Here is a 24,999-nt window from a genome sequence, read left to right on the forward strand (position 1 = left end):
TTGAAAAAAGGATTCTTTCTTAAGCGTACTGATTTTCAGTGGTTATGTCACTTCTTTTGCTTGATTTAACCACTTTTTCATCATCTGTCCATCTTCTAAAAAAGCATCGGATGTTTGCTTTGGAATCGTATAAGGTCTTCTTATTTTGTATAACCCAGAAGTTATAGACGTTAGTATCCCTAACCGGCATAATACCTCTATATACTCAAACAAGGGCTGTTCCACAACAACAGGGGCCATCGGCAAAGACCGAAACACAATATGCCTCTGATGAATTCTGTAGAGCCATAGCCTGCATAACTCTTTTTCTGTAACTAAATCCCCTACCTGCTTCTGCTGCATTAAATCAAGAAGCAGCCACGTTTGCCATATGGTAGCAGACGTTTCAATCATGTATAAAGAAGGCAGCGGCATGCCCGCTTCTGCTGGAATATGAGAAGGAGGAATATTGTTTTCATAAAGAGCGTGTAAAAAAGGCTGAAGCTTCTGATTAGGATAGAGGATATAATGCGTTCTCCATGCCTTCTTTTTCTTTACCCATGAAGAGAAAAATTGAGGCTGTGTATGTGTAGAAAAAAGATCATGAAAGGTATGCTCGTGAGGAGAGAGCACGACAAGCTGTGCATAACAAATTTGAGATGAAAAAGGCATAAGATGTTCAAGTTTCAACAGCTGATTAGTAGAAGGTGAAAAATAAAGAAGTGTGGGCGTATAATCGGAAAGAGTGAGAAACTGCCACTCTTGAAAAGAAAGTTGATACATATAAGTGGATAAGCGTTTCATTCTTTTTGCTCCCATAATCCAAAGAGGCATATAATTTCCTTTCTCATAATGAATAGAACGTTTGGTTAGCACTGAGGAAGATAAGGACGCACATTGAAATTCGATTGCATATTTTTGCGAAGGGGTATCTATAAGAAGATCTGGACGCTGCATAATGTCAGGAAGGTAACTTTCTAACTCGACTTCAAGATGAGAACTAAACCAGTGAAACAGCTTTCGCTTTCCGTCAAGATGATAATCTGTTTCACCTTCATGCTGAGCGACGCACGTTTTTTTCAGGTGAGCAAAATGAGGGATTTTTTTTGTACCTACCTTTAACTGTACAGGGGATTGACAAGAGGGACAGTAGAACTGCTTTTCTTTTTTCCACAGCTTAAGCTGTTCAAGCGAAAAGCGCTGAGCTAGTGAAATGAGGCCTTCTTCTGTTCGGGCAACTAACAATCGTACATTTCTCCTTCCTATAGTAGCGAGCTATACCCTTGTATTCGACATCTTTCTACTAAACCCTTTTCTTTCAGAAAAAAACCACATTGCAGCATACGCAATGTGGTTTACAGCGATTATAATAGCGGTGAAAGCAAACGAGCTGTTGATTCAAACAGCCGCTGTATAAATGGCCGCTTTTCAAAGTCTTTAAAGTGAAGCTCACTCGTTTCTTCTAAATCTTGCATATATTCATATACGAGCTTTTGGGTACTAGCTGTGCGATATAAAAAAGCATTTACTTCAAAATTCAGATGAAAGCTTCTCATATCCATGTTAGCTGTTCCAATAGAGGCAATTTCTCTATCAACAATCACAATCTTGCTGTGCATAAATCCTTTTTTATACTCGTAAATTTTCACACCTGCTTCTAGCAGCTCAGGAAAATAAGAGCGTGATGCATGAAAAACAATTTTTTTATCGGGCTTCTGAGGTACAAGAAGCCTTACATCTATACCGCTTAAAGCAGCTACTTTGAGAGAAGTAAAAATATCTTCATCAGGTATGAAGTAAGGAGAAGCAATCCAAATGGACTCTTTCGCAGACGTAATCATCGAAAAAAATAAGTGTTTAATAATTTCCCACTCACGGTCTGGTCCGCCGGCAATCATTTGAACACCGCCGCACTTTTCCATATCAATGTCAATTAAATCCGGCGATAGATACGTTTGAGTAAGCATCGTCTGTCCTGTCATATAATACCAGTCTTGCAAGAAAATAAGCTGTAATGAACGGACTGCCTCACCCTTCACCATCAAATGAGTATCTCTCCAAAAGCCAAAATGCCGACTTTTTCCGAGATATTCATCACCAATGTTCAAACCTCCTACAAATCCAATTGTTCCATCAATGACTACAATTTTACGATGATTACGGAAGTTGATTTTATTATTGAGAAATGGAAGTCTCACCGGCAAAAACGGAATCATTTCTACGCCCGCGTTTCTTAACTCATGAATATAATGCGGTGAAAGCTGAAAACTGCCCACGGCATCATACAAGAAACGTACATAAACTCCTTCTTGTACTTTCTGAATTAAAATATCTTTAATTTGTTCTCCTAAGTGATCATGTCGTACGATGTAATACTCTAAATGGATATGATGCCTTGCATGCTTTAAAGATTCCATAATTTCGTGAAATGTCTCTTTTCCATTCGTCAATGCGCGCGTATCTGAAGAAAAAGAAATGGGACTCTTGCCAAGCCTCACGGCTAGCTTCAGCATTTGCTTCCTACTGGTGCCCAACTGTTCAAAGTGATTTTCTAATATACCAGAATCTCTTTCCATCTTTAAAAGCACCTGTTCATCCAGCTTTGCTTTTTTAGCAAATAAACGCCGTTTTCGCGTATTGCGTCCAAATAACAAATAAAAAAAGAACCCTATTACTGGAAAACCGCCTAATACTACGAGCCACGTTAGCGTTTGAGTTGGATGACGGTTTTCTAATGAAATAACAAGACCGATGAAAACAACACTAATCGTAATTAAGATACTTAGCACGCCAATAAATTTACCGTCCCAATACCCTTTTGTAAAATAAAGCAAGGCAATAATACCAACAACAAAAATTAAAAGCTGTAATCTATTTTTCAACTTGTTTTCACCTATCCTAAAACCAATCTTTCATCATTCATAACAGGTTTCTATACTGTTATTATCCTCAAACTTGGTATTTTAACACTACACTTTCCCGTGTAGGAACCAGCCGCCTGCTTTTTCTACCTATACTGTTCGACATGAGCGGAGAGCTTTTCCAAAAAAGAGGACAAAACAAAGACCGATTTCATATACATGAAATCGGCTGCTATTATCGTAAAGGAAAATACTGTTTTACTTGTTCAAGTGCATTTTCACTGATTAATTCTTTTCCATATTCCATTAAACGATGAACTGTTACATTTGATTCATTTGCATATTCTAAAATGATACTTAAAATGTTATCAATTTCAGCTACAAAGTCTTCATCATCTGTAAACTCAACGTATAAATAATATTTCCCTTCAAACACGTACATGCTGTTGATGATATCATCTAACTCTAAATGGTGACTTAAGGAAATTAAATGTTCTAAGTCTTGAAAGCGTGCGACGAACTGTAGCCCTTCGTCTTCTATAATTTCTTCTTCAAAATCAGCTTTTTTATTTTGATTCGCTTGGTGATCAAGCAACGCTTCAATTTTTCCATCTACAGGGATATCGATTTTATCATTTTCACCAACAGGTACTTCGAACTTTTGACCGTCTTTTGAAACTTGTGCTCTTGTTACGATAACCTCTAGCCCCTTCTCAAGCGCATGTACTTGAATCCAAAGAGGACCTTCTGCTACAAACTCTTCTTCTTGATGAATTTCGTCCATCATCTCCCAGAATAGCTCTTCACTGCGCTCACGGCTAAACCAAATTTCATTGCGATCAAATCCACGTTCTTCAATATCTACGTAAGTGACAAAGAATTTTACTGTGTTTTCATTAATGCGTTCGATTTCCATTATCATCTCTCCCTTCGGAAAAATCAGTGAAGGTAATCCGGCCATTTCGAACATTACCCCTAAACGATGAAGGGACTATTTTACCCCCGTGTTAAAGCAATATTACATGTACTTTCTCACTTTGTAAAGCATTCTAACTTGGGATATACAAGCATACACTATTTGAGTGAACCTTGTATATCTATTTTATGACAAAATGCGAAAGAAAGGAAATAAAAAATACTCTGACAACTCATAGCCACCTTACACCTTACTTTGTTATATACATAATCTCTTTACCCTATGAACGCTTTTTGTTAAAAATGAACACAGATAAAGCAATATGAGCTACTTATCCTTACATATTGGGAGGGAAGACTATTGGATTTAGAATTAATAACCTCCATTCTTCTTATTATCGGTATCGATATTGTATTAGGTGGAGACAACGCTATTGTTATTGCCTTAGCAAGCCGCAATTTACCTGAACATCAACGAAATAAAGCTATTTTTTTAGGGACTGGCTTAGCTGTGATCGTTCGCATTGTACTTACTATTTTAGCTGTTTATTTACTAACTATTCCTTACTTGCAGCTCATCGGCGGTTTTTTATTAGTGATCATTGCCTTTAAGCTGCTTGCATCAGAAGGTGACGATGCATCTTCAATTCGTGCAGGTGTGACGTTAGGCGCCGCTGTGAGAACGATTGTATTTGCTGATATTGTAATGGGACTAGATAATGTAATAGCTGTGGCAGGCGCAGCTCATGGAAATATTATCTTGGTTGTCACGGGACTACTCGTATCCGTCCCTATTATTGTTTGGGGAAGCAAGCTCATTTTGTATTTGATGGAACGGTTTCCCCTGCTTGTTTACGGCGGAGCAGCTATTTTAGCTTATACTGCTGGAAATATGATTGGACATGAAAAGAACTTACATTCATTCTTTGCAGACCATACATCTCTAGGAACATTTATTCCGTTTATAACAATTGCTGTTGTGCTGATAAGCGGCATGGCTGTTAATAGCTTTCGTTCAACTAAATGATACAGAAAAGGCCATACTAAACATTTTTATTTAGTATGGCCTTTTCTTTAGTTTAATGAGCACAGCAGTCTTTTATTCATAAAACACTTTGTACACTTAAAAAATAATCTCTGTGAGTAAAAAAAGAATAGATGGTACGAGTAAGCAACCAAGACCTGTATAAAATGTAGCTGTCATGGCTCCGTAAGGTACAAGTTTTACATCTGTCGCCGCTAAACCAGCTGCTACACCGCTCGTCGTCCCCATAACTCCTCCATAGATCATTGCTGTACGAGGGTTGTTTAATTTGATTTTCTTAGCAAATATCGGTGTCAAAATCATAACTGAAATGGATTTAATTAATCCTACAGCTATACTTAACGCGATAATATCAGAAGAGGCTCCAATCGCAGTTCCAGAAACCGGTCCCACAATATAGGTCACAGCTCCTCCTCCAATTGTAGTCAAAGCAACGGGATCTCTATACCCAAAACAAAGAGCAATAATTACACCTAGTACAAAGGAATAGAAAACCCCAAAAAACAAAGCCGTAATCCCGCTGATTCCCGTTTTTTTGACTTCGCTAAAATTGGCACCGAACGCAGTAGCAATAATGGCAAAATCTCGCAGCATCCCCCCGCCCATTAAACCAATTCCTGAAAATAACTGTATATCAGAAATCCCTTTTTCTCCTCCTGTATTCATTCCACCGATATAAGCAAGGATTAACCCAAACATAATAGCAATAGCAGATCCGTGAACTCTTCCTTTTGTTAATTTATCTGATAAAAAATAAGCAATATACATGACAATCCCAATAATAGCAAATGCCGTAATCAGTCCGTTATTTTCTAATCCTTCTTTAATCATATTCATCATTTTATCTGCTCCTTAGGTAAAATAGAAAGCTCTATTTCTTGTTCATTCACCTTCGCTTTCTCTCCTATTCTGCTGATAAATGGTATGGATAAAAAGCCTACTACGACTACTACCACCCCTGCAAGAATCGCCATGCCTCCTCCATCAAGAGCAGCTACAACATTTTGCTGTGCAGACATCGCTACCACGATAGGAATATAAATTCCTCCCCAAAAAGCAATGCCTTCTTCGGATTTTACTTGGAGCTTATTTTTCTTCTTTAAATAATCCACCGCTAGTACAAGAAGAAGCATGGATACCCCTACTCCCCCAACGTTGGCTTCTACTCCCATCAGCCCTCCTAATGCGTCCCCTACAATTACTCCTATTAACATGCAAATAGACAGCAGCGCTACACCGAAGATTATCATATTACTTCCTCCCCAACCTATCATTGAAAGCGTTTACTTTATGGTTTAAAAATAGTGTAAAGGAAAAAAGTTGAATAACCTATGCATTTTTAGTTATATACTTATATCAAAAATGACATAATGCAGTTTTTCTCTACTGTTCATTTTAGATTTATTCGAAAAAGAAATAAAAACCATGACATTTAGTCATGATTCTTATATGTATTCATGAGGCATATCCGAGGGTAAATGTTTAAAATAATCAATCACAAACTGCCTGAAGATTTGTTGTAAATCCGTCACGTAGCCTCCATTGTTCCAAGTTAAAAAGATTGTACGTTCAAATGTTTCTTCTTCAATTTTTAGCAGTTTTACATCCTTTCCTGTAGAACCTCCCCACGTCACTTCAGGAATAAAACCTATTCCTTGCTTTGCTCTAATCAAACCTCTCACTGTTGCTGGATCATCGCTTTCAAACGTAATTTGAGGTACAAAATTCTGTTCCTTACAAATCGCATCCGTTATTTTTCTTAGCTCTTTCCCTTTCTTTAGCACAATGAATTTCTCATTTTTAAGTTCATTTAACTTTACACGTGATTGCTTGGCTAAATGATGATCAAGAGGGACTGCAAGCAAAATCGATTCACGAAGTAAAGGAGTATGTTCGATCTGACGGGTTGTTAATGGAAAAGCTGAAATACATAAATCAAAATCAGGCTGTGAATAGCTATTAGTCAAATGCTGCATTAGCCGAAAACGCACCTGAGGATATTGCTCACGAAACCTGCTTAATAGCTCTGGAAGTAAATGTGAACTAGCTAACACAACAAGACGAATTTCTTCACATGGATCGTTCGACATATCCTTTAGCTCATGCTTTGCGTCTTCTAATGTTTTTAAAGCACGTTCTACTTTGGAACAGAACGCTTTACCGTACCGATTTAATTTAATGTATTTACCGTTTCGATCAAACAAACGAATGCCTAGCTCTTTTTCCAACTGTGAAATCGTTTTGCTGAGCGCAGGCTGAGATACGTATAGCTCTTCAGCCGCTTTGCTGATATGTTCTAGTCTAGCAACTACTTGGAAATATTTTAGCTGTAAAAGCTCCAATCCGTTCACCACCACTTTTATATGTTTAATTACTCTCTTTCTTTATTAATTACATATATACTTCATTTCCCCTGCTATTTCGACAAAAAATAAGCAGCAGAGGCCATTTGGCTCCCTGCTGCTTATTTTTTATATACCAACTTCAAGCAAACGTTACTTGGTTGGTTTCGTATTTAAATCTTAAACAGACAAATATAAAAATTAACCATTCACAAGTCTTTGAGCTTCGCGAAGTTGGAAAGTACGCACTTTACGTGGTAAGAAACGACGGATCTCGTCTTCATTATAACCAACTTGTAGACGTTTTTCATCAATGATAATCGGACGGCGCAATAAGCCAGGATTTTGCTGAATTAATTCATACAAATCTTGTAAAGGCATAGCGTCTACCTGAACGTCTAGTTTTTGGAAAGTTTTCGAACGTGTTGAAATGATTTCATCTGTTCCATCTTCTGTCATACGTAAAATTTCTTTAATCTCATCGATTGATAACGGCTCTGAAAAGATATTACGCTCTGTATATCCAATATCATTTTCCTCTAACCAAGCTTTCGCTTTACGACAAGATGTACAACTTGGTGATGTATATAATGTAACCATTTACTCCTTCACTCCTTCTATCATAATCGGTCATAACATTCAAAACATGAACTGTAAATCATGTTGTTTTATACAAACTTCAACGAGTGTAAATATTTAATGACTGATAATGAAAATCGATACTACTTTATAATTACTTTTAAAAAATAATATCTATTTGCATTATACTATAAACTTCATCGGAATGATATACTTTTTAAAGTGAACTAGTACATTAGTTCGTTCCTTCACTGTCATTATTTTCATTACCGATTTTCTTCATTATTTATTTACCACACTACTATTACGAATAAACCTGTAGATTAGTTTCATTTTTTTATTATTTTTTTCTTTCACAAATTCCTCGAACTTTTCAGTCACTAAAAAAGCCTTGCAGAAGAAATGACTTTTCTGCAAAGCTTTTGAGATAATCTCTTATTTATTTAATAGCTGATGTGCTTTTTCCTCGTCTCATTAAGATAGGATACAGTAAAAGCCCGATTACAAATAATCCAATACCTAGGAAAAATGTTTTTAAATCAGCTGTCCCTGTCTTAATCACCCATAGCGAATAAATAAGTGCTAACGAAGCAATAATTCCGTCTTTTACTCGCGATCCTTTAATCGTGTCGTACGTCTCACCCGTCACAATAAGCTTTAATTGATAAACTGTCGTCACGAAATAAGGAACTAAATAGGCAAGAGTAGCTACAACGATAGCGAAATTATAGGCTTGCGAAACTGTGCCTGAAATAGTCGCAAACAAAAACAACTGTGTTAAGCCATTTGTTAATGTTAGTGAGCGGGCTGGACTATTGTTCTGATTCGTTTTAGCAAACCACTGTGGAAACAACCCTGATTTTGCTGCTTGATAAGGAACTTCTGCACTAACAACAATCCATCCAACAGTAGAACCTAATAAAGATATAAGTGCTAAAATGGCCATTACGTAAGCACCTCTATGTCCAATAACCATTTCTAACGTATCTACCAAAGGCTTTTGAGACTGCTGAAGCTGAGCTGTCGAAAGAATCCCCATAGCTAGAAGTGTAATCCCCACATAGATAACCATTGAGATTAATAATCCAAGCAGCGTTGCTTTCTTTACTACTCTTTGTGATTTTGCACGATTAGATAACAGTACAGCTGATTCAATTCCGATAAATGCCCACAGCGTAGCAATGGCTGCTCCATTGACCTGACTTCCTAATCCTACATTTATACCCTTTGAATTAACAAATTCTGTACTGACGAGGTTGGATGCGCTAAATAGCGATAGCGCCACAACAATAAATAAACCGAATCCAATAATTTTAGCTGCCGTTGTGATAAAGTTAATATTACCGGCGCTATTGATATCTCGCTGCAAAATAGCTTGAATTCCCCATAATACAACAGAACATACTAAAAACGTAATAAATTTCCCAGCTTCTAATTGAAAATCTCCGACTGAAAATAAAATATCCTTACTCTCCATTACTGGAAAGAACGTTGTTAAATATCCCGCAAACGATATGATGACAGATGCTGTTGCAGCCCAGTTTGCTGCCCAATAACCCCAAGCCATGCTATACCCAGCTACTTTACCTGCTTTAGGCGATGAAAAAAGGTTCGCTGCATAACTTTGAGGCCCTCCTTTTAATTCAGGCTTTCTCATAACTAAGTTCCCGAACACAAGAGCAATCATGAACACGCCAAGACCTGTTGCAATCCAAGCAAGTGTTGAACCAATTGGACTTGATACGTTTGCTAAATTAGAAGGAAGCATAAATACTCCGCCGCCTACCATATTACCAACTACAAAGGCTGTTAAAAACCAAAGTCCCCATTTTTTGTCTTTCATTTGCTGTGTCTCCTTTTGCCTTCTAAAAGCTTAAACTTTTGACATAGAAAGCTCGATGCTAATCTATTAAAACATAGAAATTATTTATTTCTTCATTTGTTTAACAATATAATATATTAGCACACTAAAGCAAAAAGTGAAATAATAAATCCTTCATTTTCTTTTGGAAAAAAATGCGGCTGAGACATAACTCCATTCATCTATAGATGAACAGACGGGATATATGAGCTCGTGTGGATTGCGCTTGTGACACCGCTGTTCATTTCCATGCAAGACTTCGCTTTCCGCAGGCGGCCGGTGAGCCTGTCTCGCTTTTCCCGCAGAAGTCTTCGCCTTGTCCTCCAATCAACAGCTAGAAGCCCCTACATACAGTAAACCTACGTTCACCCTACAAATAAAAAAATCCGAACGCGTTAGATTCTTAATCAAGAATTCAACGCGTTCGGATTTCCCTTCAACAAAAATAGGTTTGTCTCAGCCTTATTTTTTATCTTTTATGAAAACCTTTTGAATAGTAAATAATAACCAACAAAATAAACCATATCGGACCTACAATAAGGGCTATTCTTGTATCAGAGGAGAAACCCATCACCACTACTACCCCCGCTAAGAAAGCAAGAGCGAGATACGACGTATACGGGAAGAACGGAAGCTTATATTTTAAATCACTTACCTGCTGATCGCTTAATCCTCTGCGGAAGCGAATTTGAGAAAGTAAAATAATTCCCCATGTCCAAATCGCTCCAATAGTAGCGATACTTGTCACCCACGTGAACACTTTATCAGGAACAACATAGTTTAAGCCAACTCCGAGTAGCAGTACAACAGCTGAAGCAATAACTGCTGCACCAGGCACGCCGCCTTTTGTTAAATTGGCATAGCGTTTTGGTGCTTCCCCGTGCTGAGCTAAATTAAATAACATACGGCCTGTACTAAAAATCCCACTGTTACAAGAAGATAAAGCCGCTGTTAACACTACAAAGTTTATAATCCCTGCTGCAGCGGGAATTCCAGCTTTATCAAATGTTAAAACAAATGGGCTTCCTTGTGTTCCGATCTCTGGCCAAGGATAAATAGACATAATAACAAACAAAGCTCCGATATAAAAAATCAAAATTCTCCACAGTACATTATCAATTGCTTTTGTTAATGTCTTTTCCGGATTTTTCACCTCTCCTGCTGTTACCCCAATCATTTCAATACCGAGGTAAGCAAACATAACCATTTGAAGTGATAGAAGAACACCTTTCATACCATTCGGGAAAAAGCCACCGTGATTCCATAAATTACTGATTCCTGTTGCAATGCCGCCATTTCCAATTCCAAAGATAATCATGCCTAGACCAAGCACAATCATAAGGATAATCGTTACTACTTTAATAAGAGAAAACCAAAACTCTAGTTCACCATATGCTTTTACAGCTAAAAAGTTAACGCCTGTCATGATAACAAGCGCTGCAAGTGCCCATATCCACTGAGGCACACCCGGGAACCAAAAATCCATATATACTCCAACGGCTGTAATTTCAGCCATACATGTAATAATCCACATAAACCAGTAGTTCCAGCCTGTTAAATAACCAGCGAGTGGTCCCAAATAATCGTTAGCATACTTACTAAAAGAACCGGCTACTGGATTTTGTACTGCCATTTCACCTAACGCTCTCATAATAAAAAACATAATAAGACCACTGATTCCATACATGATAAGAATACCAGGACCTGCTAACCGAATAGCGGATGCAGAACCTAAAAACAGTCCAACTCCGATAGCTGCGCCTAAAGACATTAAGCTAATATGTCTTTCCTCAAGTCCACGGCTTAATTCTTTTTCTTGCGTGTTCCCTTGCATAATTCTCTCTCCTAACATGTCCATTTCATTTAATAGCAGATAATTAACTTATTTTCCAAACAAATAATTCTAGGCAGTGTATGTACTAAAAATCTGATATTGCAAGTTCCACACCTGCATTTTTACCGCTATCACATCTATAAAATACAATATTAAAAAAACTTCACTTTGTTCATTTTATCAAAAATCACAAAAAATGCGATAGTTTTTTGTGATTTTCACAAATAAACTTACAATCAAAATATAATAAAAACCATTTTTTACATTATATGTTCTTATTCCGCTATAATTTTCTAACTATTAAGAATAATAAGTCTATTATTTTTCCTTATTTTCAATTATAGATGCTTACTTTTCCCTAAAAAGGGTAAAGATAAGATAACTGTTTAAACACTATTATGAACATCATCATGAAAAGATCAGTAGGAGGGTGCTATGAATTGGTATGAAAAACTAAGTCAATATTTTCCCATTGAAGAAATGAAATCAAAGAAGCATATCGAAACGCTTTTACAAGAACGCAGCGATATTTATCATAAAAATGAAGGACCTCATCACGTATTAATGTACGTGGAAACAGACCAATTTATCTTTATTGATTACCTCTTTGTTTCAAAAGACGCTAGAGGTCAAGGGCTTGGCGGTAAATTAATTGATGAGTTAAAACAACATAACAAACCAATTATCCTAGAAGTAGAGCCTATAGACTATAAAGATTCAGACTCAGCAAAAAGACTGCATTTTTATAAACGTGCAGACTTTAAGCATGCTCAAACAATCGGCTATAACCGCCGCTCATTAGCTACAAATGAAGTTAATCAGATGGAAATTCTATACTGGTCTCCTACCTCTGAAACAGAGGAAAGCATTTTAAATAAAATGAAAAAAACGTACGAGTTAATTCATACTTACAAAGACAAAGAAATATATGGTGCGTCTTATCAGCCGGCAGATCAAGTATTAAAAATTGACAAAAATCGTAAAGACGGCGATATCTTAGCAGATTTATAAAAAGAAGGTAAGCATACGTCTACCTTCTTTTATATTTTTGAATTATTATTCAACATACAACATTATTAATCACTTATATTCCTTTAGTTATAAGGTTTTAACATAGATATTTTGTCTTAAATATAAAATTCTGAAAATTTTTAATAGTATTTTCTAATCCTGTATTGTATAATACCTGTAAAGCGCTAATGTCACTTGTTCTTACATGTTTTTTCCAATTTAAAGTTTAGCGTTCTTTGATAACTAAATAAAAAACGACCTCGTTGTGAGATCGTTTTTGTTAGGTTGTATATGCGGCAAACTCTGCTTGAGAACAAGACACGTAGTGACCTGGAGATACTTCTCTAAGCTCCGGTTCTTCACCGCTATAATCATGGATACTTGGATCATAAATTTTGCGCTGACGCGTTTTTTCACTGTCAGGATCGGGAAGCGGAATAGCTGAAAGCAACGCTTTTGTATATGGATGAACAGGGTTTCGATAAAGTTCATCACTTGGTGCAAGCTCTACAATCTTACCTCTGTACATAACGCCGATGCGGTCACTAATGTATTTTACCATTGACAAATCATGGGCGATAAATAAATAGGTTAGTCCACGTTCACGCTGTAACTTCTTCATTAAGTTAACAACTTGAGCTTGTATAGATACATCCAAAGCTGAGATTGGTTCATCTGCGATGATAAAATCAGGTTCTACTGCCAGTGCTCTTGCGATACCAATACGCTGACGCTGGCCGCCACTAAACTCATGTGGATAGCGATTTGCATGTTCTTTGTTGAGCCCCACTGTTTCAAGAAGCTCGTGAACCTTTGCCATACGCTCTTTTCTCGTCTTAGCTAAACCGTGGATGTCAATGCCTTCTGCTATGATATCTGCTACGGTCATACGAGGGTTAAGTGACGCATATGGATCTTGGAAAATCATTTGCATTTTACGATTGAATTTTTTAAGCTCCGAGCGAGATTTGCGACCATGTACATTTTCGCCATTAAATAGCACCTCACCGCTAGTAGCGTCATATAAACGAATAATCGTTCTGCCTGTCGTTGACTTTCCGCAACCAGATTCACCTACAAGACCTAACGTCTCTCCGCGAAAGATGTCAAACGTCAGACCATCAACCGCTTTAATTGTTCCTTTACTTGTGAAAAAATGTTGCTTTAGGCCTTTAATCTCTAATAATTTATCTGTCATGTTATTCACCATCCTTCGCTACGAGTACAGGTGTACTGTATACATTATCAACTTTACGCATGCGGCGCTGAACTGAAGCAGGCGGCTCTACTTTTGGTGCATCGGGATGTAAGAGCCATGTTTTTGCATAGTGCGTATCCGATATTTTGAACATTGGAGGTTCTTGTTCAAAATCAATTTTCATTGCGTACGGATTTCGCGCTGCAAATGCATCTCCCTTTGGAGGATTCGTTAAATCTGGCGGCGTTCCAGGAATAGCAGCCAGCTCTTCTTCCGCCTCGTTATCTAAGCTTGGCATAGAAGCTAGGAGTCCCCACGTATACGGATGTTTTGGGTCGTAAAACACTTCATCCACTGTGCCCGTTTCAACAATTTGACCAGCGTACATAACGGCTACTCGATCTGCTACATTTGCTACTACACCAAGATCATGGGTGATAAAGATAATAGATGTATCCGTTTTTTTCTGAATGTCTTTCATCAACTCTAAAATTTGAGCTTGAATTGTTACATCAAGCGCCGTTGTTGGTTCATCAGCAATCAGTAATTTCGGATTAGAAGCAAGAGCCATCGCAATGACAACACGCTGTCTCATCCCTCCGCTGAATTCATGCGGATATTGATTCACACGCTGTTCTGGAAAAGGAATGCCTACAAGCGTTAATAACTCGACTGCACGTTTTTTCGCTTCCGCTTTAGATACTTTGGAATGCTTGATTACGACTTCACCAATTTGAGCTCCAACCTTCATTGTTGGATTTAAAGAAGTCATCGGATCTTGGAAAATCATACCGATATCCTTACCGCGAATAGCTTCCATTTCTTTATCCGTTTTCTTTGCTAAATCAATGCCGTCAAACAGCATTTCACCGCTTTTAATTCGGCCAGGAGGCATCGGGATAAGGCGCATGATTGTTTGTGAAGTTACACTTTTACCAGATCCTGACTCACCAACAATTGCTAGCGTTTCACCTTTATTTAAGTGGAAGTTAACGCCGCGAACAGCTTGAACTTCTCCGCCATATGTTTTAAATGATACAGCTAAATTTTTTACTTCTAATAAACGTGACATATGAGTTCACTTCCTTACTTACGTAGTTTTGGATCTAACGCATCTCGTAATCCATCACCAATTACGTTGAACGCTAAGATTGTTAAACAGATAAACAAACCTGGGAAAAATAAGCGCCAAGGATAGTATTCCAAAGCAGGTAAGCCTTCTGAAGCCATTGTTCCCCAGCTTGCAAGCGGTGCCGGAACGCCTAGTCCCAAGTAGCTTAAAAATGCTTCTGTAAAGATTGCTGAAGGAATCGTTAGTGTCATTGTTACTAAAATTGGACCTGTTGCATTCGGAATAAGATGTTTAAATAAAATACGCTTTGTTGTTGCTCCTAATGTTTGTGAAGCCATTACGTACTCTTGGTTTTTCAACTGCAATACTTGTCCACGTACAATACGGGCCATGTTAATCCAGCCGGTAATGGTCATCGCCAATATCATCGTGCCTAACCCTTGGCCAAGCATAACCATTAAAATAATAACCAGTAAAAGGTAAGGAACACCATATAAGATATCCGCAACACGCATCATTGTTTCATCCGTACGGCCGCCGCGGTATCCAGAGATGCTTCCCCAAACTACGCCGATGAATAAATCAATTAAAGCTGCTGCTAACCCGATAAATAATGAAATACGAGCGCCTTCCCACGTACGAGCAAACACATCGCGCCCTAATTCATCTGTGCCGAACCAGTGCTCAGAAGATGGTGCCTGATTGGCATTCAATAAATCATTGGTTGCATAATCGTATTTCACCATCAATGGACCAAATATCGCCATAAAAACAAGGAGAACCATTAGTACTACACCAAACATAGCAAGCTTATTTTTGCGAAAACGAATAAAAACATCTTGCCAGAACGAAAGACTCGGTTTTTCAATCTTTTCTGCTTGAGCATGGTCAATCCCTGCTGTTTCAAACATTTCTTTAGGAATTTTCGGAAGTTGCTGCATAGTTACTCTCCTTTCTTAGCACCTGTAAGTTTAATTCGAGGATCAATAAAGCCGTATGCAATATCTACAAGCAGGATACATACAAGTAGTAAAATACTGTAGAACACCGTTACGCCCATAATCGTTGTATAGTCTCGGTTTGAGATACTGAGTACAAAGTGTGAACCTAATCCAGGGATACCAAATATTTTTTCAATAACAAAGCTACCCGTTAAAATCCCTGCTACTAAAGGTCCCATATAGGATACGACTGGAAGCATCGCATTTCGCATGGCGTGCTTAACTGTAATAACGCCTCTGCTTAAACCTTTTGCTTTCGCTGTACGAATATAATCATTGCTTAATACTTCAAGCATACTCGACCGAGTTAATCGTGCGATAAACGCCATAGGGGTTGAAGCAAGCGCGAGAGCTGGTAACACCGTGTGTGCCCAAGATTCCCAGCGTGCAACCGGAAAAATTTGTAGTTTCATAGCCAGAACGTATTGTAATACCGCTGCCATGATAAAACTTGGAACTGAGATTCCTAGAACTGCAATAACCATCGCCGTGTAATCTTGCCATTTATTATGTTTTAAAGCAGCAATAACACCTAGTACTACGCCAATAGCAATTGCTATTAAAATAGCTTCCATCCCTAGCATGAATGAAACAGGGAATCCGCCGTTAATCAAATCATTTACCGTTTGCCCTTTATATTTGAAAGATGGACCAAAATCCCACTTTAAAATTGATGTTAAGTAATCAAAGTACTGATGGTACCAAGGCTGATCTAAACCGTAATACTGATTTAGATTTTTTTGAATTTCAGGGGGAAGCTGCTTTTCTGATGTGAATGGACCTCCTGGAACAGCACGCATTAAGAAAAAGGTCGCTGTTACGATCAGCCATAATGATAGAAACATATAAATAAGTCGTTTTCCTATATATTTGAACACCCTGACACACCTCCATATTTTTACAAAATTCGCGCACAAGAAAGAAAAGTATATGGAGCACCAGGCCCCATATACCCTTTGTCATAATTGATGTTACTTACTCAAAATGAGCCCACTTAATCTGAATGTCTCCAAGACCAGACATCACAACATCTTTCAGCTGCTTGTCTTGTACCCAAGCATTTGTGTAGAAGTAGATTGGTGCCACTGGCATTTCATCCATGAAGATACCTTCTGCTTTTTTCAACATTGCCTGACGTTTTTTAGGATCTGTTTCTTTTTGAGAGTCAATTAATAACTTTTTATATTCTGGATTTTCCCAGTTTGTATCATTGTTTCCGCCTTTTTTGTCACGGAATAACTCTAGGAAGTTGATTGGATCGTTAAAGTCTCCTAACCAGCCCATACGCCCAACTTGATAATCTCCTTGGTGTAACTTTTCAATGTAAACAGCCCACTCAGAGTTGTCTAACTGTACTTTAATACCAAGGTTTTTCTTCCACATATCTTGAACAGCTTGTGCAATTTTTGCATGTTTTTCATCCGTGTTGTATGACACCTTAATTGCTGGTAGTTCTGAAGCATCTTTAAGGCCCATTTCTTTCAAGCCTTTTTCTAAATATTCTTTTGCTTTTTTCACATCATTGTCTTTGAAGTAGCCTTTTTTGTTATCTTCAAACATTGTTGGTGGTACAGCCGCCATCGCTGGAACTGAACCGTCTTTTGTAATTTGTTCTGTAATACCTTTACGATCAATTGCATAAGCTAATGCTTTACGAATGTTCACATTGTCTAAAGGTTTTTGTTCTGTATTAAACTTGTACCAGTAAGTACCTGCAATTTCTTGAATGTTTAATGAACCGTCTTTCTTTAATTCAGGAAGTGCATCAGCTGGTAATTGACCGGTAGGCATACCCGCCCAGTCTAATTCACCGTTTTTGAACATTGAAAGTTCAGTGTTGTTATCATTGATCATGTACATTTCAACTTTTTTAAGTTTTACAGCATCTTTATCCCAATAGTTTTCATTAGGAACTAGCTCGATTTTGTCGTTATGTTTCCAAGCTTTAAGCTTGAAAGGACCGTTTGACGTATAATTTTCGCCTGCATTTGTGTACCATTTTTCATTTGATTCAGCAATTTTCGTATTCACTGGGAAGTACGTATAGAAAGCTGTTAATTCTAAGAAATATGGCGTTGGGTTTTCTAATGTTACCTCAAGCGTTTTATCATCTGTTGCTTTAACCGCAACGTCATCTAATGAACCTTTTCCTTCATTAGCAGCCTGTGCATTTTTAACATAGTATAATTGATATGCATATTGAGATTCGTTTTTAGGATCTAACGCCCATTTCCATGCATATTCGAAATCTTTTGCTGTTACAGGGTCACCGTTTGACCATTTTGCATCGTCGCGAATCGTAAACGTATATTTAGTTTGATCATCGCTGATCTTCACATCTTTCGCCATTGCATTTTCAGGCTTTCCATCTTTACCGATACGAGTTAAACCTTCAAATGTTTGTAATAATACGTTTGATGACGTTGAATCATTAGCTAAGCCTGGGTTTAGTGAAAAAGGCTCAGTTTTAATATTTACGCGAAGCTCTTGCTCTTTTTTCTTGTCGCCGCCATCACTGCTAGCATTTTCACTGCCACCAGATTCTTTGTTAAATCCACATGCAGCTAAAAACAAGCTCATGACAAGCAGCAAACTGAAAAGAATCGACAACCTTTTCTTCATTGCGTGTTACCCCCTATTAAATTTTGTTTGTGTGGCAACCATATTTTTTTGATATGCACTAATTTCTTAATCATCTTTCAATACAAAATAATCAGTTATTTTTTCGCGTAGTAGAGCGTTAAAGACCTCGCTGCAAAATTATTCTTCTACCCTATGAAACTGTCATCAATTGTTTACATGCTGTAAATCCAATGTATGCGCTTAATATGTAGAAGACTCATTCATTACAAAATCCGCTAATTGAAACAAAACATTGTCTATTTTGTGTTTTCTGAAAAATTAAGAAATTGTAATACCTTTGTAAAAAATATGTTTGTTACGCCTATTATAAATATTTTAAAAATTTATTGCAATACTATTATTTAATGGTATTTTTTTGTCATAAGGGAAAAAACCTTATCTTATAAGGATTGTGCCTACTTGTCTGACGTCTAAAATCTTTTTTGTAGTATAGGTATTACAATAGTATTACAAAGTTATTAGAAATACTAAATAAAAGATTTTTACCAAATCCTCCACCAAATTTTCATCAAGAAATGCTTTAATTAAAAGGTTCTTGTCTTTTTTTGCCGAAGAAAAATTCCAGTAAATTGTCTTATAAACCTTTTTAGCGATAAGATGTTTAAATTCCTGCTTTTTCGCGTTATAATAATGAATAACTATATAATTAAAGCTGTGAAAAAGAGTAGTATGCAGAATTTTCATTTTTAGAGAGTTTGTGGCTGGTGAGAACAAACATTGAAACCTGCAGAATGGACTTTGGAGCTTTCAAGTGCAAAGCTTGAACGTTGATCTCAACGTTACATGAATAAAGATAGTTCACAATAATGTGTGCTAATTAGGGTGGCAACGCGGTCCATTCGCCCCTAGCTTATGCTAGGAGCGGATGGGCCTTTTTATGTTGTATACGTAAACTAGCATCATATATGTGCAGATGAAAGGAAGATTTGATGAAAACAATTTTTTCAGGTATTCAACCAAGCGGTACAATCACTTTAGGCAACTACATTGGAGCGATGAAGCAATTTGTTGAACTTCAACATGACTATAACTGTCATTTTTGTATTGTAGATCAGCATGCAATTACAGCGCCTCAAGACCGTTTAGCACTTCGTAAAAACATTCGCAGCCTTGCTGCTCTGTATGTAGCAGTAGGAATTGATCCAGCAAAATCAACTTTATTTATTCAATCAGAAGTGCCCGCCCACACGGAAGCAGGATGGATGTTACAGTGCGTAGCGTATATCGGTGAACTTGAGCGTATGACTCAGTTTAAAGATAAGTCCGCTGGAAAAGAAGCAGTATCAGCAGGATTATTAACTTATCCTCCACTAATGGCAGCTGATATTCTTTTATACAACACCGATTTGGTGCCAGTTGGTGAAGATCAAAAGCAGCATTTAGAATTAACGCGTGACTTAGCTGAGCGCTTTAACAAAAAATACAATGATATCTTCACTATTCCTGAAGTACGTATTCCAAAAGTGGGCGCACGCGTCATGTCTCTTCAAGATCCTACGAAAAAAATGAGCAAGTCCGATCCAAACCAAAAAGCTTTTATTACGCTCTTGGATGACGCTAAAACGATTGAAAAGAAAATCAAAAGTGCCGTAACGGATTCAGAAGGTATTGTTCGCTACGATAAAGAAAATAAGCCAGGTATTTCAAACTTATTAAGCATTTATTCAATCCTAGCAAATAAATCAATCGAAGACATTGAAGCAATGTACGAAGGCAAAGGTTATGGTGACTTTAAAGCTGACACAGCTAAAGTAGTAGCTGAAGCACTTGCTCCAATTCAAGAAAGATATTATGAATTAGTTGATTCTAGCGAGTTAGATGATATTTTAGATCAAGGTGCCGATAAAGCAAATGCAACGGCTAATAAAATGCTTCGCAAAATGCGAAACGCAATGGGAATTGGCCGTAAACGTTAAAAAAAACGACTGCTATGCAGTCGTTTTTTTAATTCACTTTTGGCTCTTGTTCAATTTCCCAAAGTTTTTCAAAGAAAGGTTGTCCTTTTACTAAGCGCTCGCATAATAATTTATGTTTCGGTGACCACCCTGACTTCGTTTCATCGTATAGCTGATTCCATACGTCTTGAAACGGCATCTCTTGAATGTCTTCGTATTTCGTTGGATTCCACTCTGTGTACCAGTAGCGGATTTGAGCTGTATTTTTTGTTGTATGTAGCTGATCAAGTGCCATAAATAACAGCTGTTTTAGCTGACGTTCTTTACGTGTTAGCCCTCTCATCGTTTCAGGAGACGGCGAAAGAATATGATGCTCTTTTTTAGTTAGCTCGTCTTCACTGAACTTATATTCTAGCTCTTCTTGATCCGCAATCATCTCATAAACTAACTGTTCTTGTCTTGGAATTAAGCGGCTTTTTCGAATTGGGATATGATAGCCCATCGTATCAATTGCTAAAATATTCGTTCCATCTGTAACAATAAAACAATATTCAACCTGCGTGCGCTCATGATTTTTCCGAATGTATGCTTTCTGATAGACATCTTGTAGTAGTTGTTGAGGTAGCTCGGAAAGATCATTTTCAATGTAATGAAATAAAAGCGGATTTACTTTTAATAACGGTGCTTGATCGAGCAGTTCTACACAATCGTCTTTTCTCCACTCATGGAAATGACACACATTATAACCGTTTTCTTCGCCTTCAAACCAATTAACCCATACATCATGAAGATATAGCATAATTTACCCCTCACTTACTATCTGTTTGTTATCCATCAGTATAGGCAGAGAAAGGAATTTTTATTCCAAATGATGTTATTTTTCTAAAAATTAATTGTAAAATACCTTCGTTTTTGGCTATTATGCAAATGCACTTATTTCGAAGCTCAGACATAACGCCAGTGCTAATGATTGCTACAGGCTTCATGAACTATATCCACCCCTATAAGCAGAAAAAATCCGAGTTTCTTCTATAGTAATAGGTTTGTCAGGAGGTCTGACAAACCTAAAAAAATCTATCACACTTTTGTGATAGATTTTTAACGAAGAGATTTTGGATTTAAAGCATCTTTTAATCCTTCACCAATGAAGTTGATAGCCAGGATCGTAAATGTAATAGCTAAACCTGGCGGAACCCACATCCAAGGCTTATTCTGCAGCACATCTGATTCCCTTGCTTCTGTCAGCATATTCCCCCAGCTCGGCGTATCAGCCGGCACGCCAAAACCGATAAAGCTAATCGCTGACTCAAACACGATAAGGATGGCCATCTGCAAACTGGCTTGAACCACAATCGTTGAAAACACATTTGGCAGCAAATGTTTGAAGATGATTTTAAACGGGCTGCACCCAATGGAAACAGCTGAAAGCACATATTCATTTTCTTTTTCAGCCAAGACTTTGCTTCGCACCAGCCGGGCCGTACTTCCCCAGCTTAGGAAACTAACAACTAGGATGAGCGTCCAAACGCCTGAGATTTTTCCAATTAGAATTGTATTTAACACTACAACAAAAACAATGAGCGGAAAGTTTAAGACAAAGTCTGTAAAACGCATTAAGAATTGGTCCACTTTGCCTCCGTAATAACCCGCAATCGAACCAATAAGAGTTCCGATTAAAATAACGAGTGTTGTACAAGCAACTCCAATCAGTAACGAAGTTCTTCCTCCATACAATGTACGTGCAAATACGTCTCGACCATTTGTATCCGTTCCAAACCAATGCTCACTGGAAGGCGCTGCATTCATCGCCATATAGTCGATACGTGTAATATCTGCTTTTGTAAGCAGCGGTGCAAAAATAGCAAGAAGCGTAATCACAATCATGAAAGCTAAACTTATCATAGCTAGTTTATTTTTAACAAACTTCTTTCGCGCAATCGCCCATGGAGAAAGGTTTTTAGGAGCTTTCATATTCACTTCTGGCTGTACATCTTTTTTCGTTACAATTTCCATACTTTCTCCTCCTAATCCAAACGAATACGCGGATCTGCTACGCCGTATAACAAATCAGCAACCAGATTCCCAACCAATGTTAAAATTGAAAACAGCATTGTAAGCGACATCATAACTGAGTAGTCACGAGTTGCTACAGAGTCAACAAACAACTTTCCGATTCCTGGATACGTAAAGATTGTCTCTGTAATGATAGAACCGCTAATGATTGTTACAAGATCAAACCCTAAAAACGTAATAAGCGGAATCATTGAGTTGCGTAAGATATGAACATTATAAATTTTAGATTCTTTTGTTCCTTTTGCTCTAGCTGTGCGCACAAAATCTTTGCGACTGTTTTCAATAATATCATTGCGCAAAAATTGGGTATACTGCGCGGTCGACATCAAGCCAAGAATCAGTGCAGGTAATATAACGTGATGAATTCTACTTTGAATAAATTCCCATGATCCCTCTTTTAATCCTACTTCAACAGAACCGCTAAACGGAAACCAGCCTAACTGAAAGGAAAATAAATAAATGCCTACGATCCCTGCGATAAACGATGGAACCGCTAATGCAAAGTAATTATATCCTGCAATAAAGTTATCTGCTAAGGTATACGGTTTTCTTCCTGCATACATACCTAAAATAAATGCAAACACATACGTAATCAAAAGCGAAGTCAAAGCTAAAAAGATCGTATTAGGCATACGCTCTAAAATAATATCTAATGTCGGTAACTTATGAGTTGTTGACTTTCCTAAATCTCCTTGTGCCACTCCCTTTACCCAGTTCCAATATTGAACGTAGATAGGATCGTTATATCCTAGCTTATCACGCATTTCCTCAATGTATTTTGGATCTGTATTACTGGGGTTGATTTCTCCCCCAAAAGGGTCCCCTGGCATCATTTTCGCCAGGGAAAACACAACAAAGGAGATCAGAATCAACATTGGAATCATCCCTAAAATACGTCTTAGTGAGTATTGCAGCATCGTTGACTCTCCTTTACATGTAAAATACTTATTCCGTTACAGACCATTTCTCCGGATCTACAACTACCGTTGATGGATCTAGAGTTACGTTTTTCACACGCTTATTCACAGCATAAATATTGATATTTTCCCATAAAGGAAGTGCTGGCAGCTGCTCGTTAAAGAATTTTTGCCATTTTACATATACATCTTTACGGTATTTATCATCAAATGATTTTTCACTCAAACCGTCTTTAAGCATTTCATCAGATTCCTTATTTACCCAACGGCCATAGTTCCATTCAGCATTAGAGCTCCATAATCCTGTAGGATCTGGATCTGAACCAGTGTCCCAAGAACCGAAGAACGCTTCTAACGCCTTATCGTCGTTATCTTTCATTTCATTGTACAAGTTAAATTCAACAAGTGAACCCGTTGCTAATTTTGTTTTAATACCAATATCATTCCATGCTTGCATAATAGCCTTCGCACGACCCTCGAAGTTGGCTGGACCAGCATAGTGACCAAATGAGATCGTAAATGGTTTTCCGTTTGGATCTTCTACAAAACCGTCATTATTCTTATCTTTATAACCAGCTTCAGCTAACAATTTTTTAGCTTTTTCTGGACTATACTTGTACTTTGTTAAATCTTTTTGGTCAGCAGCAATCCAGAATACAGAGGGAATAACTGTGTTAGAAACAACCGCTTTGTCGTTCATAAATGCTTTTACCATTGCTTTTCTATCTATTGCGTAAAGCAATGCTTGACGAAGTTTTAGATCTTTGAACTTATCATAATCATCTACGTTTTTACCAGCGTTTTTATCACGATGTCCAAATCGTAGACCAATATACGAATAACTAGTTGATTTCCCTTCCAAAAAGTCTAAGTTTTCTGCTTTTTCAACTTGCCCTAAATCAGCTGGGCGAACATCCATAATGTCGACATCGCCTTTTTTCAATGCTCCGGCGGAAACAGATGGATCCAGTACTTTTACAACAACGCCATCAAGATGAGGCTTACCTTTCCAATAGTCATCATTGCGTTCCATCTGAACATATTCACTTGCTACCACTTTTTTCACTTTAAATGGTCCAACACCAATAGGCTCTTTACGAACTTGTTTGGACTCTGCAAGATCTTTTACAGCAATTCCTTCATAGTACTTTTTCGGCATTGGATACGGCCATAGATTGTCTAAGTTATTTACACGAACTTCTTTAAACGTTACTTTAAATGTTTGCGGATCTACCACTTCAACTCCGGAAATAGAATCCGCTTTGCCGTCATGATATTCTTGAGCGCCTTTAATATGCTCAACGTTTACATAGCGTGGACCTGTATAGTCTTTATCAGCAATCGTTTCATACGTATATTTAAAATCATCTGCAGTTAATGGATCTCCGTTATGCCACTTAATCCCCTTTTTTAATTTAAACGTGTAAGTTAGTTTATCACCACTCACGTCCCAAGTAGCTAAGTCAGATTTAATTTTTAATTTCTTATCATAAGTAAAAAGACCTTCATTGATAAATTCTAAGATTTGGCTATCATATGCACTACCATACAATGCGTACTCAAAAAGCCCTTCCGGCGCTCCGTCAATCCCATACGTAATCGTTCCGCCATCTTTTGGCTTGTCTGTTTTTGCACCTTCAGTTTTTGCTTCTCCGCCTTCTTTATTACTAGAAGATGAAGAACTGCTTCCACCGCTGCATGCCGCTAGAAAAAGCGATAGCACAAGCAAAATGGAAACAAGTGATAAAAACGATTTCTTTTTCATCATGACGT

22 protein-coding genes and 1 other annotated feature are annotated in these 24,999 nt (G+C 37.6%); of the genes, 3 read left to right on the top strand and 19 right to left on the bottom strand.

The window, feature by feature from the left end; translation table 11 throughout:
* Positions 1-42: 42 nt before the first annotated feature.
* From ACRPLY_RS23095 to mecA, 3 genes are all read right to left on the bottom strand, one after another.
* Positions 43-1,224: a competence protein CoiA gene (locus tag ACRPLY_RS23095; RefSeq protein WP_047751649.1), complete on the bottom strand. Its 1,182-nt coding sequence runs from the start codon at positions 1,222-1,224 to the stop codon at positions 43-45.
* 119 nt (positions 1,225-1,343) lie between these two features.
* Positions 1,344-2,861 (bottom strand): cardiolipin synthase, encoded by a 1,518-nt coding sequence (gene cls / locus ACRPLY_RS23100; RefSeq protein WP_025749882.1) that lies wholly within the window; start codon positions 2,859-2,861, stop codon positions 1,344-1,346.
* Positions 2,862-3,075: 214 nt separating this feature from the next.
* On the bottom strand, positions 3,076-3,756 hold the full coding sequence (gene mecA / locus ACRPLY_RS23105) for an adaptor protein MecA (RefSeq protein WP_013055427.1): 681 nt from the start codon (positions 3,754-3,756) through the stop codon (positions 3,076-3,078).
* 360 nt (positions 3,757-4,116) lie between these two features.
* On the opposite strand from mecA, the gene ACRPLY_RS23110 reads away from it, so the two are divergent.
* The gene (locus ACRPLY_RS23110) at positions 4,117-4,782 is read left to right on the top strand and encodes a TerC family protein (RefSeq protein WP_165635468.1); all 666 of its coding nucleotides are present in this window, start codon (positions 4,117-4,119) and stop codon (positions 4,780-4,782) included.
* A 96-nt stretch (positions 4,783-4,878) separates the two neighbouring features.
* On the opposite strand, the gene madM is transcribed toward ACRPLY_RS23110, so the two are convergent.
* The 6 genes from madM to ACRPLY_RS23140 form a co-directional block, all read right to left on the bottom strand.
* The gene (madM, locus tag ACRPLY_RS23115; RefSeq protein ID WP_049162932.1) at positions 4,879-5,640 is read right to left on the bottom strand and encodes a malonate transporter subunit MadM; all 762 of its coding nucleotides are present in this window, start codon (positions 5,638-5,640) and stop codon (positions 4,879-4,881) included.
* A complete protein-coding gene (gene madL / locus ACRPLY_RS23120) occupies positions 5,637-6,050 on the bottom strand; it encodes a malonate transporter subunit MadL (RefSeq protein ID WP_033578048.1) in 414 nt (137 codons plus the stop codon). Before madL ends, madM begins: the two co-directional genes overlap by 4 nt.
* Positions 6,051-6,245: 195 nt before the next feature.
* Positions 6,246-7,142, bottom strand: coding sequence for a LysR family transcriptional regulator (locus ACRPLY_RS23125; RefSeq protein ID WP_033578047.1), 897 nt, complete (start codon positions 7,140-7,142; stop codon positions 6,246-6,248).
* Positions 7,143-7,343: 201 nt separating this feature from the next.
* On the bottom strand, positions 7,344-7,742 hold the full coding sequence (spxA, locus tag ACRPLY_RS23130; RefSeq protein WP_013055422.1) for a transcriptional regulator SpxA: 399 nt from the start codon (positions 7,740-7,742) through the stop codon (positions 7,344-7,346).
* Positions 7,743-8,160: 418 nt separating this feature from the next.
* Entirely contained in the window at positions 8,161-9,564 is a 1,404-nt protein-coding gene (locus tag ACRPLY_RS23135) for an amino acid permease (RefSeq protein ID WP_165635467.1), read from the bottom strand.
* Positions 9,565-10,051: 487 nt separating this feature from the next.
* Positions 10,052-11,416 (bottom strand): amino acid permease, encoded by a 1,365-nt coding sequence (locus ACRPLY_RS23140; protein ID WP_028412362.1) that lies wholly within the window; start codon positions 11,414-11,416, stop codon positions 10,052-10,054.
* A 435-nt stretch (positions 11,417-11,851) separates the two neighbouring features.
* Here ACRPLY_RS23140 and ACRPLY_RS23145 point away from each other — a divergent pair, with 435 nt between their 5' ends.
* A complete protein-coding gene (locus ACRPLY_RS23145) occupies positions 11,852-12,427 on the top strand; it encodes a GNAT family N-acetyltransferase (protein ID WP_028412363.1) in 576 nt (191 codons plus the stop codon).
* Between the two features lie 280 nt (positions 12,428-12,707).
* Here the strand turns inward: ACRPLY_RS23145 and ACRPLY_RS23150 are convergent, their stop codons facing one another.
* From ACRPLY_RS23150 to ACRPLY_RS23170, 5 genes are all read right to left on the bottom strand, one after another.
* Entirely contained in the window at positions 12,708-13,625 is a 918-nt protein-coding gene (locus ACRPLY_RS23150) for an ABC transporter ATP-binding protein (protein WP_165635465.1), read from the bottom strand.
* A 1-nt stretch (position 13,626) separates the two neighbouring features.
* Positions 13,627-14,697 (bottom strand): ABC transporter ATP-binding protein, encoded by a 1,071-nt coding sequence (locus ACRPLY_RS23155; RefSeq protein ID WP_028407470.1) that lies wholly within the window; start codon positions 14,695-14,697, stop codon positions 13,627-13,629.
* A gap of 14 nt (positions 14,698-14,711) precedes the next feature.
* Positions 14,712-15,638 carry an ABC transporter permease gene (locus ACRPLY_RS23160; RefSeq protein ID WP_014461585.1) on the bottom strand — a complete coding sequence of 309 codons (927 nt, stop codon included), beginning with the start codon at positions 15,636-15,638 and terminating at the stop codon, positions 14,712-14,714.
* Between the two features lie 2 nt (positions 15,639-15,640).
* Complete coding sequence (locus ACRPLY_RS23165; protein WP_028412365.1) at positions 15,641-16,576, bottom strand: ABC transporter permease; 936 nt, start codon at positions 16,574-16,576, stop codon at positions 15,641-15,643.
* A 97-nt stretch (positions 16,577-16,673) separates the two neighbouring features.
* Entirely contained in the window at positions 16,674-18,320 is a 1,647-nt protein-coding gene (locus ACRPLY_RS23170; RefSeq protein ID WP_247807340.1) for a peptide ABC transporter substrate-binding protein, read from the bottom strand.
* Positions 18,321-18,986: 666 nt separating this feature from the next.
* Positions 18,987-19,191 (top strand) — a binding site (T-box leader).
* A gap of 76 nt (positions 19,192-19,267) precedes the next feature.
* Here ACRPLY_RS23170 and trpS point away from each other — a divergent pair.
* On the top strand, positions 19,268-20,257 hold the full coding sequence (gene trpS / locus ACRPLY_RS23175; protein WP_028412367.1) for a tryptophan--tRNA ligase: 990 nt from the start codon (positions 19,268-19,270) through the stop codon (positions 20,255-20,257).
* Between the two features lie 28 nt (positions 20,258-20,285).
* Here the strand turns inward: trpS and ACRPLY_RS23180 are convergent, their stop codons facing one another.
* The 5 genes from ACRPLY_RS23180 to opp4A form a co-directional block, all read right to left on the bottom strand.
* Entirely contained in the window at positions 20,286-21,035 is a 750-nt protein-coding gene (locus ACRPLY_RS23180) for a YjbA family protein (protein ID WP_028412368.1), read from the bottom strand.
* Positions 21,036-21,063: 28 nt separating this feature from the next.
* Positions 21,064-21,222, bottom strand: a complete 159-nt coding sequence (locus tag ACRPLY_RS23185; RefSeq protein ID WP_155916267.1) for a hypothetical protein — start codon at positions 21,220-21,222, stop codon at positions 21,064-21,066.
* A gap of 112 nt (positions 21,223-21,334) precedes the next feature.
* Positions 21,335-22,249: an oligopeptide ABC transporter permease gene (opp4C, locus tag ACRPLY_RS23190; RefSeq protein WP_013081753.1), complete on the bottom strand. Its 915-nt coding sequence runs from the start codon at positions 22,247-22,249 to the stop codon at positions 21,335-21,337.
* Between the two features lie 11 nt (positions 22,250-22,260).
* Entirely contained in the window at positions 22,261-23,226 is a 966-nt protein-coding gene (gene opp4B / locus ACRPLY_RS23195) for an oligopeptide ABC transporter permease (RefSeq protein WP_013055410.1), read from the bottom strand.
* A 28-nt stretch (positions 23,227-23,254) separates the two neighbouring features.
* The gene (gene opp4A / locus ACRPLY_RS23200; protein ID WP_048021973.1) at positions 23,255-24,994 is read right to left on the bottom strand and encodes an oligopeptide ABC transporter substrate-binding protein; all 1,740 of its coding nucleotides are present in this window, start codon (positions 24,992-24,994) and stop codon (positions 23,255-23,257) included.
* Positions 24,995-24,999: the final 5 nt, after the last annotated feature.

Origin of the sequence: Priestia sp. TGN 0903, from assembly GCF_050846855.1 — a bacterium.
Lineage (GTDB): Bacteria > Bacillota > Bacilli > Bacillales > Bacillaceae_H > Priestia > Priestia zanthoxyli.